Below are 11,473 nucleotides of genomic sequence, written 5' to 3' on the forward strand. Positions count from 1 at the left end.
GGGGTGCCGGGACGCCGTCCCGGCACACCGAAGGGGGCCGCCTCCCCGGCACGATCAAGGGATCAGGAGGCGGCCCCCGGTCCGGGACCGGTCAGGACCTACGCTGCGGATCGGGCATCGACCGCGTTGTTCTGACCGGCCACGATCCTCCACCCGTCCGCCTGGCGGGCGACCACGTAGAGCGCCCGGCCGTGCGGGCCCTCCACCGGTCGGCCCCCGGCGTCGGTGGGCGTCTGGGCCACGTTGACCGCGACCACGTCGGGCGCGACCGCGAGCAGCTTGACCACCTCGTAGCGGGCGTAGGAGTCCCGGAGGAACTCCCGCATCGCCGGGCCGCTGGAGGCGGTGATCTCCGCCCGCCCGTCGAGCCGCCGGCCGGCCGCGTCGGTCCACGACGCCCGCTCGCCGAACTGCGCGCCGAGCGCCTCGGCGTCCTTGCGGTTGAACGCGTCCTCCAGGGCCGTGACCACCCCGGTCACCGCCTCCCGCACCGCCACCGGCACGTCCCCCGCCACCAGCACCTCGACCGCCATGACCGGCGCCCCTCCCCGCAGTTCGGTTCCCCGGCGGTGGTCACCGCCGGATCCCCATCAGATAACCTCAACCCCGGTTGAGGTCAAGCGGCGGGGGAGCCGGGCACCGGGCGGGGCGCTCAGGGCAGCCGGAGCTCCTGGATCCGGGTGATCCGGCCGCGGACGTCCAGTGCCAGGTCGTAGGTGTTGCCGTAGCAGGCGTACGGCGGCTCGGGATCGCCGTCCGCGAGACAGGCGTCGAGGTGGTCCAGGAGGACCGGCAGCTGAACCTCCTTCGCGGGTTCGCCGTGCGGGAGGTCGACGAGGGTGGCGGTCGCGTGGGCGGCCAGGGCATGGGTGGCCGGTTCGGCGTCGGGGGCGCAGGAGGGGCGGACGGTGAGACGGCCGTCCGTGACGCCGAGGACCCGGACCACCCGGTGGCCGGCGGCGGTGGTGCAGGTGCTGGGGCCGGCCGCGGGGGCGGCGGGGGCCGCGGAGTCCAGGCCGGGCGCGTCCTCGGCCCCGGTCTCCTCCCAGTACTCCTCGCCGTCCTCGTCCCCGGCGGGCTCGTAGTCCTCGACGTCCTCCGAGGCCATCGTCAGCGTCGGGTCCTCGTCGATCGGGGTGCAGGCGCCGAGGCCGGAGGTGACGGCGCAACAGAGCAGCACGGCGAGGAGGATGCGGCGGTGGGACGCGGTCATGGGGCGAGTCTCCCAGGAACGTGACCGGACGGACATCCGACTGGACGCGGAACTCGAACGCCCGGTTCCACGACCCGTGACGGACCGGCAGGAGGACCGCGCGTCCGGACCGCGCGGGACGACGGCCGGGCAGGGCCGCGGACGGCGACCGCCCCCGCCGGGCGTGCGGACCCGGCGGGGGCGGAGAGGGTGACGCGCCGCAGCGGTGGCTCCGGAGGGCGGGCGGCCGCTACACCGCCACCGGGCGGGCCTGGTCGTACGCCTTGCGGACCCGCTCCTGCGCCTCGGGCCCGGCCTCCAGGTGGTCCAGGCCCAGCAGCGCCGCGCCGAGGACCGGCGGGGCGACGACCACCCGCGGTTCGGCGAGCGGCGCCTCCCGCGCCAGCCGGGCCGTCAGGTTGTCGAGCAGCAGCGGCTGCCGGGAGGCGATCACCCCGCCGCCGAGCACCAGCGGGGTGGGCTCCTCCAGCAGGTCCAGCCGCCGCAGGGCGACGACGGCGAGCCGGGTGATCTCGTCGGCCTGCCGGTCGATCAGCTCCAGGGCGACGGCGTCCCCGGTCGTGGCGACCGCGAAGAGCACCCGGACGATCTCGTGCAGCCGGGTGTGCGGCAGGTGCCCGAGGTGGACGGCCTCGGCCACCGCACCGGTGCTCGGCAGACCGAAGTGCTCGGCGATGGCGGGTGCCAGACCGGTGGGCCCGCCCCGGCCGTCCTCGGCGCGCACGGCGTGCCACATGCTGCTGGCGGCCAGACCCGCACCGCCGCCCCAGTCACCGGTGAGTTCGCCGAGGGCCGGGAACCGGGCGGTGCGGCCGTCGGGCAGCAGGCCGACGCAGTTGATGCCGGCGCCGCAGACGACGGCGATGCCGCGCGGGCCGTCGGTGCCGGCCCGCAGCAGGCCGAAGGTGTCGTTGACGACGGTGTTGCCGGCGCCCCAGGGCTGGGACTCCAGGGCGACCCGCAGCGCCTCCTCCTCGACCGGGAGGTCGGCGTTGGCGAGGCAGGCGCTGACGTGGCTGGTCAGCGGGCCGGTCCAGCCGGTGAGGCCGGCGGCCGCGGCCGCCTCCTCGACCAGCGGGGCGAGACCGGCGACGGCGGCGGCGGGGCCGACCTTCTGCGGTGTGAAGCCGCCGCCCCGGGCGGAGCCGAGGACGCTGCCGTCGGCACCGATGAGGGCGACGTCGGTCTTGGAGTTGCCGGCGTCGATGGCGAGGACGCCGGACAGGTGTGGTTCTGGCTGGTGGGTCATCGGGTCCCCGCGGCTCGTCGTGCATGGCCCGGCCGGGGGTCTTTCCCGGCGGGGGGTGGCGTGTCTCCGCCCGGTGCCCGCTCCCGGTCCGGCGGCCGGACCGCGGTCCGCCCGCGGCCCGGCCCGCACTCCCCCCACGGAGTGCGGGCCGGTGACCGGGAGCCCGGACCGCGGCCGGGGCACGGCCCGGGCGCGCCCGGAGCGGTGCCCGGGGCGGGTCAGGCCCAGGCGAGGTGCTCGCGGTTGTGGGCGAGCAGCCGGTCGGTCAGCCGGTCGGCGAGTTCGATCTGGCCGACCAGCGGGTGGGCGAGCAGCGCGTCGAAGACCCGGTCGCGGCCGCCGTGCAGGGCGGCGTCCAGGGCGAGGTGCTCGTAGGCGGTGACGGCGGCGACGAGGCCGGCGTACAGCGGCTCCAGCGGCCGCTGCGGCAGCGGGCGCACGCCCGCGGCGTCGACCTCGGCCGGCACCTCGATCACGGCGTCGTCCGGCAGGAACGGCAGCACGCCGTCGTTGCGGGTGTTGACCACCTGCACCGAGGTGCCGCCGCCGGTGCCGAGCAGCGCGGCGATGAGCTGCACCGCGGCCTCGGAGTAGAAGGCGCCGCCGCGCTTGGCGAGCAGCTCCGGCTTGGTGTCGAGCGCCGGGTCGGCGTACATCTCCAGCAGCTGCCGCTCGATCTCGGCGACCTCGGCGGCCCGCGAGCCCTTGGACCGCAGCTCCTCCACCACCAGGTCGTGCTGGTAGAAGTACCGCAGGTAGTAGGACGGCACCACGCCGAGCCGCTCGATCACCCGCTGCGGCAGGTGCAGGTCCTCGGCGATCTCCTTGCCGAAGCCGGTCAGCAGCTCCGGCAGCACCTCCCGGCCGCCGGCCGCGCCCGGGGCGTCGAGCAGGGTGACCCCGCGCTCCCAGGTGAGGTGGTTGAGGCCGACGTGGTCGAGCCGGATCAGCTCCGGCTCGACGCCCAGGTGCCCGGCGAAGCGCCGCTGGAAGCCGATGGCGACGTTGCACAGGCCGACGGCCTTGTGGCCGGCGCTCTGCAGCGCGCGGGTGACGATGCCCACCGGGTTGGTGAAGTCGACGATCCAGGCGTCCGGGTTGGTGCGCCGGACCTTCTCGGCGATGTCGAGCACCACCGGGACGGTCCGCAGCGCCTTGGCGAGGCCGCCCGCGCCGGTGGTCTCCTGGCCGACGCAGCCGCACTCCAGCGGCCAGGTCTCGTCCTCGTTGCGCGCGGCCTGGCCGCCGACCCGCAGCTGGAGCAGCACCGCGTCGGCGTCGGCCACCCCCGCCCCGATGTCGGTGGTGGTGCGGACGACCGCGCCGTGGCCCTGCTTGGCGAAGATCCGCCGGGCCAGCCCGCCGACCAGCTCCAGGCGGTCGGCGGCCGGGTCGATCAGGACGAGCTCGGCGATCGGCAGGCTGTCCCGCAGCCGGGCGAAGCCGTCGATCAGCTCCGGGGTGTACGTCGAGCCGCCGCCGACGATGGCCAGCTTCAGTGCGGAGGAGGAGGGAACGGACGCGGAGGGAACGGACGTGGTGAGACCGGACATCAGCCCTTGACCCCTGTCAGTGTCACGCCTTCGATGAAGGCCTTCTGTGCGAAGAAGAAGAGGACGATCACCGGGGCCATCACCAGCAGGGTGGCGGCCATGGTGAGGTTCCAGTTGGTGTGGTGGGCGCCCTTGAAGGACTCCAGGCCGTAGGAGAGGGTCCAGGCGTCGTGGTTGCTGCTGGCGTAGATCTGCGGGCCGAAGTAGTCGTTCCAGCAGTAGAAGAACTGGAACAGCGCGACGGCGGCGATGGCCGGCTTGGCCATCGGCAGCACCACCCGCAGCAGGGTGCGCAGTTCGCCGCAGCCGTCGATCCGGGCCGCCTCGATGTACTCCTTGGGGATCGTCAGCAGGAACTGCCGCAGGAGGAAGATCGAGAAGGCGTCCCCGAAGGCCATCGGGATGATCAGCGGCCAGAGCGAGCCGCCGAGGCCCAGCTGCTTCGCCCAGAACAGGTACATCGGGATGATGGTGACCTGCGGCGGCAGCATCATCATCGAGATGACCGCCATCAGCGCCAGGTTGCGGCCGCGGAAGCGGAACTTCGCGAGGGCGTAGGCGACCGGCAGGCTGGAGACGATGGTCAGCAGGGTGCCGGCGAGCGCGTAGACCAGGGTGTTGCGCCACCAGGTGAGGAAGCCGGGGGTGTTCCAGACCTTGCCGTAGTTGCCCCAGTTCCAGGAGGTGGGCCAGTAGTCGGTGGTGAGCGCCTGGCTGTCGGTCATCACCGAGGTGAGGAAGACGAAGACGAACGGCAGCAGGAAGAACAGGCCGGCGGCTATCGCCAGCGAGTGGACGGCCACCCAGTTGAGCAGCGCGCGCCGGCGGGCGACCCGCTCGGCGGCGGTGACGGGTCCGCGGGCGGCGCCCCGGCCGGGCCGCTTCCCGGGTGCCCCGGAGGGGAGGGTCGAGCTGAGAGTCATGATCGTGTCCTCACTGGGCCGCTAGTCGTCGGCCATGAAGCCGGACTTGCGGCGCATCAGCACCGAGGTCACGGCCATCGAGATGACGAACAGCACCAGGGCCACGACGCACGCCGCGCCGTAGTTGAAGCGCTGGAAGCCGAGGTTGTAGACCATCTGCGGCAGGGTCCAGGTGGAGCCGGACGGGTAGCCGGGTTCGAACTGCTGGCCCGAGTTGCCCGCGTTGCCGGCGGCGACCTTCGCGGCGACGAAGGCCTGCGTGTAGTACTGCATGGTCTGGATGACGCCGGTGACCACCGCGAACATGATGATCGGCGAGATGTTCGGCAGCGTGACGTACCGGAACCGCTGGAACGGGCCGGCCCCGTCGAGCTCGGCGGCCTCGTACTGCTCCCTGGGCACGTCCAGCAGGGACGCCATGAAGATGACCATCAGGTCGCCGATGCCCCACATGGCGAGCAGGGTGAGAGCGGGCTTCGACCACTCCGGGTCGGCGAACCAGCCGGGCTGCGGCAGCCCGATCTCGCCGAGGAAGTGGTTGACCGGGCCGGTGCCGGGGTTGAGCAGGAAGGCGAAGGCGACGGTGGCGGCCACCGGCGGGGCCAGGTACGGCAGGTAGAAGGCGGTCCGGAAGAAGCCGGCCCCGGACTTGATCTTGGTGATCAGCAGCCCGATGCCGAGGCCGAACGCCACCCGCAGGGTCACCATGACGACGACCAGCCACAGGGTGTTGCGCAGGCCCTGCCAGAACGCCGGGAGGTCGTTGAAGACGTAGTCCCAGTTCTTCAGGCCGGTGAAGGTGGGCGAGCCGAAGCCGTTGTACCTGGTGAACGAGAAGTAGATCGTCGAGATCAGCGGGTACAGGAAGAAGACGCTGAAGCCGATCAGCCAGGGGGAGAGGAAGCCGAGGGTGCGGGCCGCCGCCCGGCGGCGCTTCCGGCGCAGCAGCTGCTGCACGGGAGGCGCCGCCGGGGCGGTCGCTCCGGCCCCCTTGCGGGTGGCGGACGCGAGTGACATGGGAGCTCCGAGGACGGGCCGGGCGCGGGGTGCGCGCTACTTGGCCTGGGCGATGGCGGCGTCGATCTCCTTGGCGGTGGCGGTGAGGCCGGCCGTGAGGTCGGTCTGCTTGCCGGACTCGTAGTCGTAGCCGAGGTTCTGCACGGAGACGAGGTAGCCGCCGCCGTTGACCACGGCCGGCGTGGTGCCGGAGCTGGCGTGCTTGGCGATGTTCACGAAGGTCTTGAAGTTCTCGTCGGCGACCAGCTTCGGCGACTCCAGCGCGGCGAAGGTGCTCGGCACGTTGTGGATCGCGTTGGCGAAGGAGACGACCGCGTCGGTGTCGGTGGTCAGGAACTTCACGAACTCCCAGGCGGCGGCCTGCTTCTTGCTGGTGCTGGCGATGCCGACGATGGTGCCGGTCTGGTAGCCGCGGCCGTAGGTGTCCTGCTGGTCGTCCGGCACCGGGAACGGGGCGGTGGCCCACTCGAAGTCCGGCTTGTCGGTGGCGAGCGAGGCGGTGCGCCACTCGCCGTCGATGGCCATCGCGACCTGGCCGGTGTGGAACGGGTTCTTGGCGCTGAACTCCTCGCCGAAGGTGGCGCGGTACTTCTCCAGCTTGTCGTAGCCGCCGAGCTTGTCGACCATGCTCTTCTGCCACTTCATCATCGCGGCGACCTTCGGGTCGGTGGCGACGGTGGACTTGCCGGCGGAGTCGAAGTAGGTCGGGCCGTACTGGCCGAGGAAGTGCTCGGTGGTCGACTCGTAGCCGTGGTACAGCGGCATGAAGCCGAGCTGCTTGTAGCCGTCGCCCTCGGGGACGGTGAGCTTGTTGGCGACCTCGGCGAACTCGCTGAAGGTCTTCGGCGGGTTGGTGATGCCGGCGTCGGCGAAGGCCTTCTTGTTGTAGTAGAGGCCGAAGGCGTCGCCGAGCAGCGGCAGGGAGCACTGGTTGCCCTGGAACTGCGTGTAGTTGAGCATCGCGCCCGGGAAGGTCTTGGCGGCGTCGATGCCGGACTGGGCCAGCAGCGGCTTGAGGTCGACGAACGCCTTGGTCGAACAGAACATGCCGACGTTGTTGGTGGTGAAGGAGGAGACCACGTCGGGGGCGTCGTCGCCGCCGGCCCGCAGTGCCTGGTTCACCTTGTCGTCGGCGATGTTGCCGACCGCCTTGACCTTGATGTTGGGGTGGGCCTTCTCGAAGGCGGCGATGTTGTCGTTGATCGCCTTCACCTCGGAGTCCTGGCTCCAGCCGTGCCAGAAGGTGATGGTGACGGCCTTGCCGGAGGCCGAGTCGTCGCTGCCGCTGCCGTCGCTGCTGCCGGTGCAGGCGGTGGCGAGCAGGGCGAGGACGGCGGCGGTGGTCGCGGCGGCCAGGGTCCGGCGGCTTCTGCGGGAGTGCGAGGTGGTGGAGTGCACTTCGAGGTCCTCCTGGGGGTGCGCGGGCAGGCGTCATTGCCTCGGGTCCCGCGTTCGGGGGTTGGGGAGAGGTGGGTGCAGGGGAGCGTGCGGTGCGGTGGTGCCGTGCTGGTGGTGCGGTGGAGCGTCGGTGGGTCCGGGCGGTGCCGGGTGCTGCCCGGGTCTCGGTCGGTGGTGCGGGCCGGTGCGGTGCCCGGTGGTCCCGGCGGGTCAGTGGGTGGAGAAGACCGCCTCCCGGGCGGCTGCCAGCGCGCGCTGCAGTGCGCCGAGCAGGACGGGCGAGCCGGTCAGCGTGCTGCCGCGGACCTCGGGCCGGGCGGCCGCGATCCGGGCCAGCTCGTCCGCGACCAGCGCCCGCAGCCGTTCGCCGCCCGCGTTCGGCACCCCGCCGGAGACCACCACGAGCCGGGGGTCGACGACGGCGACGATCACGGCCAGTCCGACGGCCAGCCGGGAGGCCAGCTCGGCGAGGAAGGCGTCGCCCGCGCCCGGGGTGTCCAGCGCCCGGGCCACCGACTCCTCGGCGGTCGGCGCACCGAGGCCGTGCTCCCGGGCCAGGGCCCGGACGGCGGGGGCGCCGACCATCTCCTGGAACCCGCCGGAGTTGCGGCGGCGGACGTCCTTGACCACCGGGGCCCCGGGCACCGGCATGTAGCCGACCTCCCCGGCGCCGCCGGTGAAGCCGCGGTGCAGCCGGCCGGCGATCACGATCGCCGCGCCGATGCCCTCGCCGGCCCAGAGCAGCACGAAGTCCTCGAACCCGCGGGCCGCGCCGGAGGACTGCTCGGCGACGGCGGCCAGGTTGACGTCGTTCTCCAGGGTCACCGGCGCGCCGATGGCGGCGGCGAGGCCCTCGACCAACCGGGGCGCGTGCCAGCCCGGCAGGTGGGAGGCGTACCGGAGCTTGCCGGTGACCGGGTCGGGCGCGCCGCCGACGCCGATCACCGCGGTGTGCAGGCTGCCCTCCGCGAGTCCGGCGGCGCGGACCGTCCGGGCGACCGCCGCGGCGATCCGGGGCACGGTCTCGGCGGCCGTCCAGCCCTTGGTGGGGACGACGTGCTCGGCGAGCGTGGAGCCGGTGATGTCGGCGACCGCGACCCGCACCTGGCTGGTCGTCACGTCCAGTCCGGCGACGTACCCGGCGGCCGGGTTCACCTGGTAGAGCTGGGCGTTGGGGCCCGGACCGCCGGCCGTGGTGCCCACCGGCAGCACCAGCCCGGCCGCCTCCAGGCGGGCCAGCAGCTGGGAGGCGGTGGGCTTGGAGAGCCCGGTGAGGGTGCCGATCTGGGTGCGGGAGAGCGGCCCGTTCTCCAGCAGCAGTTCGAGGGCGGCGCGGTCGTTGATGGCGCGCAGCAGGCTGGGGGTGCCTGCGAGGGGGGCCTTGGCGGTGCTTCCGGTCACGCGAAGATCCTCCTCCTCGGGGCGGCCGGAACGGCTCCGGCGGGCGCGCGGCGAACTGTTAGGAAACTTTCCAGTCGCTTCGGGACAGGACCGTACGGTCCGCGTCCGCGGAGTGTCAATGGCCCTCCCACCGGAGGATGCCGACTCGTTACCGGGCGGCGCGCGGCCCCGATCCCGACGCCCGGGTGGATCGGGGGCGAACACCCGGCGGCCCGGCGCCGAACACGGGTGCGGCGCCCGGTTCCCGGCGACGCGAAGGCCCCGCCTCCGAGTGGCTCGGGGGCGGGGCCCAGGGGGGTGGCGGCCGGGGGTCAGGGGGCCTTGCTGGTGTCGTCGGCCGGACGGACCGGGGCCGGTATCGGCGTGGCCGCCTTGTAGCCCGCGGAACCCGGGTCGGCCATCGCGGAGGGCGGCGCCGGGTCGGTGCCCGGGGCCGGGACCCCGGCGGTGGAGAGCACCATCGCGGCGGCCGTCCCGGAGGCGGCGCCCGCGGCGGGGACCGGCGGGAGCTCCTCCTTGACCTTGATCCCGGCCTCGTCCAGCGCCGCCTTGACGCGCTGGCGCAGCGCCCGCGCCACGCTCAGCGACTTGCCCGGGGCGGTCCGCGCCTCGACCCGCACCACCACCGAGTCCGCCGCGACCGACTCCACGCCGAGGATCTTGAACGGTGCCCAGACCAGCTCGTCGAACGGGGCCTCCTTGGCCATCGCCTCGGCGGTCTCCGCGATCAGTGCCTCGACCCGCTCCAGGTCCTCCTTGTAACCGACCTGCACGTCCACCGAGGCCGTCGACCAGCCCTGGCTCATGTTGGCGATCCGCTTCACCTCGCCGTTGCGGATGTACCAGATCTCGCCGCCGGCGCCGCGCAGCTTGGTCACCCGCAGGCCGACCTCCAGCACCGTGCCGGTGGCCACCCCGGTGTCGATCTCGTCGCCGACGCCGTACTGGTCCTCCATGATCATGAAGACCCCGGAGAGGAAGTCGGTCACCAGGTTGCGGGCGCCGAAACCGATCGCCACACCGGCCACACCGGCGCTGGCCAGCAGCGGGGCCAGGTTCATCCCCAGCGCCGACAGCACCATCAGCGCCGCCGTGCCGAGGATCGTGAACGACGCCACGCTGCGCAGCACCGAGCCGATCGCCTCCGCGCGCTGCTGGCGCCGTTCGGGGTTGACCACCCCGGTGTTGGCCAGCAGACCGCCCAGCCGGCCCGGCTCGTCCTCGCTCTCGCCCGGCCGGATCATCCGCGTTATCAGCTGGGTGATCACCTTGCGCACCATCGCCCGCAGCACCAGCGCGAGCACGATGATGAAGACGATCCGGATGCCGCTCGCCAGCCAGTTCTGCCAGTTGTCGTCGAACCAGCCGGCCGCCTGCCGGGTGGTGTCGGAGACCTCCTGGGCGCTGGTCGGGATCCTCAGGTCGGGCAGACCGGGGGCCGTGGGAGTCGGGGACGGGGCGGGCGTCGAGGCCGGCGTCGTCGTGGACGCTTCGGCGAGGAGGCCGGCGGCACCGGACCGGAACACGTGCGGGACCTTCCTGCTGGGGTCGTGGCACGGCCCGCCGGGTCCGGGCGCACCCGGGAAGGAGCGCCCTGGCCTGCGGACCGTCCGCACTACCCTACGGTGTGTGCGCCCGGCACCCTGACACGCCGATGGGCCGACCGGAGGGCGCGCGGGTCCGCACGAACGCCCCGTCCGCGCCCCGGGCGCCGCTTTCCGCACTGCTCCGACCGGCCCAGCGGTACCCCGCCGGGGCACCGGCGTGCAACCCGTGCTTCCCCCGGGCATACCGGGTATGACAGAAGCCACACCCGGAGTTCACGTCAGGTCCGTTACACAGGAGTGGTGGCGCCGTACGAAGGCGTAAGGCGACACTGGGGGAGATCACGCACCCGTTGCGCGATCCAACCGCTCGTCCCGGCGCGAGCCACGCGCCGCAGGCGTCCAAGGAGGCATCCGTGCCGCATGTCCTGGTCCTCAACGCGTCCTACGAGCCACTCGGCGTCGTATCGATGCGCCGCGCACTCATCCTCGTCCTCAACCACAAGGCGGTCAGCCTGGAGGACTCGGGTGTCACTCTGCACAGCGCCACCAGCGCCCTCCCGGCGCCGTCCGTCGTCCGACTGACCCGCTTCGTCCGGGTCCCGTTCTGCGGGCCGGTCCCGCTCACCCGCCGGGCACTGTTCGCCCGGGACCACGGCCGTTGCGTCTACTGCGGGGCCGCCGCCACCAGCGTCGACCACGTCATCCCGCGCAGCCGCGGGGGCCAGCACCGGTGGGACAACGTGGTGGCGGCCTGCCGCCGCTGCAACCACACCAAGGCCGACCGCCACCTCACCGAGCTCGGCTGGCGGATGAAGCGACCACCGGCCCCGCCGACCGGTCTGGCCTGGCGGATCATCGGTACCGGCATCAAGGACCCGCGCTGGCGGCCCTATCTGGAGCCGTACGGCGGGACCGACCAGCTCCGCGCCCCGCAGTGGGGCGAGTACGAACACCACGACCATACCGACGCCGTGCAACCGGTGCCGATCGGCCGGGCGCCCGCCGCCCACTCCGCCCCCGTCCGCCGCGGTGAGCAGCCGGAACCGCTCTCCGCCTGATCCCCGCACCACAAGGGCCTGCCCGTCACATCCATCGGTACGCCTCATGGGCCGCCGCGCACCCCGCGAACGGGGAGCGCGGCGGCCCGCCGTCGTCCGGCTACGGCCTCGGCG

10 protein-coding genes are annotated in these 11,473 nt (G+C 73.3%); 1 reads left to right on the forward strand and 9 read right to left on the reverse strand.

What is annotated here, in order from left to right; translation table 11 throughout:
• Window positions 1-98: 98 nt before the first annotated feature.
• The 9 genes from ACFCX4_RS28755 to ACFCX4_RS28795 all read right to left on the reverse strand — a co-directional run bounded on the left by ACFCX4_RS28755 (window position 99) and on the right by ACFCX4_RS28795 (window position 10,280).
• Window positions 99-533 carry an SgcJ/EcaC family oxidoreductase gene (locus ACFCX4_RS28755; RefSeq protein WP_376148479.1) on the reverse strand — a complete coding sequence of 145 codons (435 nt, stop codon included), beginning with the start codon at window positions 531-533 and terminating at the stop codon, window positions 99-101.
• A gap of 119 nt (window positions 534-652) precedes the next feature.
• Complete coding sequence (locus ACFCX4_RS28760; protein WP_376148482.1) at window positions 653-1,213, reverse strand: hypothetical protein; 561 nt, start codon at window positions 1,211-1,213, stop codon at window positions 653-655.
• A gap of 229 nt (window positions 1,214-1,442) precedes the next feature.
• Window positions 1,443-2,462, reverse strand: coding sequence for an N-acetylglucosamine kinase (locus ACFCX4_RS28765; protein WP_376148485.1), 1,020 nt, complete (start codon window positions 2,460-2,462; stop codon window positions 1,443-1,445).
• 218 nt (window positions 2,463-2,680) lie between these two features.
• Window positions 2,681-3,961 carry a 6-phospho-beta-glucosidase gene (locus tag ACFCX4_RS28770; protein WP_376148506.1) on the reverse strand — a complete coding sequence of 427 codons (1,281 nt, stop codon included), beginning with the start codon at window positions 3,959-3,961 and terminating at the stop codon, window positions 2,681-2,683.
• A 53-nt stretch (window positions 3,962-4,014) separates the two neighbouring features.
• Window positions 4,015-4,938: a carbohydrate ABC transporter permease gene (locus ACFCX4_RS28775; protein ID WP_376148488.1), complete on the reverse strand. Its 924-nt coding sequence runs from the start codon at window positions 4,936-4,938 to the stop codon at window positions 4,015-4,017.
• A 21-nt stretch (window positions 4,939-4,959) separates the two neighbouring features.
• Window positions 4,960-5,955, reverse strand: a complete 996-nt coding sequence (locus ACFCX4_RS28780; protein WP_376148491.1) for a carbohydrate ABC transporter permease — start codon at window positions 5,953-5,955, stop codon at window positions 4,960-4,962.
• 36 nt (window positions 5,956-5,991) lie between these two features.
• Complete coding sequence (locus tag ACFCX4_RS28785; protein ID WP_376148494.1) at window positions 5,992-7,353, reverse strand: ABC transporter substrate-binding protein; 1,362 nt, start codon at window positions 7,351-7,353, stop codon at window positions 5,992-5,994.
• 210 nt (window positions 7,354-7,563) lie between these two features.
• Window positions 7,564-8,754 carry an ROK family protein gene (locus tag ACFCX4_RS28790; RefSeq protein ID WP_376148497.1) on the reverse strand — a complete coding sequence of 397 codons (1,191 nt, stop codon included), beginning with the start codon at window positions 8,752-8,754 and terminating at the stop codon, window positions 7,564-7,566.
• A gap of 311 nt (window positions 8,755-9,065) precedes the next feature.
• A complete protein-coding gene (locus ACFCX4_RS28795) occupies window positions 9,066-10,280 on the reverse strand; it encodes a mechanosensitive ion channel domain-containing protein (protein ID WP_376148500.1) in 1,215 nt (404 codons plus the stop codon).
• 434 nt (window positions 10,281-10,714) lie between these two features.
• On the opposite strand from ACFCX4_RS28795, the gene ACFCX4_RS28800 reads away from it, so the two are divergent.
• Window positions 10,715-11,359 carry an HNH endonuclease gene (locus ACFCX4_RS28800; RefSeq protein ID WP_376148503.1) on the forward strand — a complete coding sequence of 215 codons (645 nt, stop codon included), beginning with the start codon at window positions 10,715-10,717 and terminating at the stop codon, window positions 11,357-11,359.
• The last annotated feature ends 114 nt before the right edge of the window (window positions 11,360-11,473 follow it).

This window comes from Kitasatospora sp. NPDC056327, from assembly GCF_042261735.1.
Taxonomy (GTDB): Bacteria; Actinomycetota; Actinomycetes; order Streptomycetales; family Streptomycetaceae; genus Kitasatospora.

Bases quoted from the DNA above. Each gene is read 5' to 3' on its own strand.
- ACFCX4_RS28765 (WP_376148485.1), bottom strand. From the start codon at position 2,462: ATGACCCACCAGCCAGAACCACACCTGTCCGGCGTCCTCGCCATCGAC.
- ACFCX4_RS28755 (WP_376148479.1), bottom strand. From the start codon at position 533: ATGGCGGTCGAGGTGCTGGTGGCGGGGGACGTGCCGGTGGCGGTGCGG.
- ACFCX4_RS28780 (WP_376148491.1), bottom strand. From the start codon at position 5,955: ATGTCACTCGCGTCCGCCACCCGCAAGGGGGCCGGAGCGACCGCCCCG.
- ACFCX4_RS28775 (WP_376148488.1), bottom strand. From the start codon at position 4,938: ATGACTCTCAGCTCGACCCTCCCCTCCGGGGCACCCGGGAAGCGGCCC.
- ACFCX4_RS28760 (WP_376148482.1), bottom strand. From the start codon at position 1,213: ATGACCGCGTCCCACCGCCGCATCCTCCTCGCCGTGCTGCTCTGTTGC.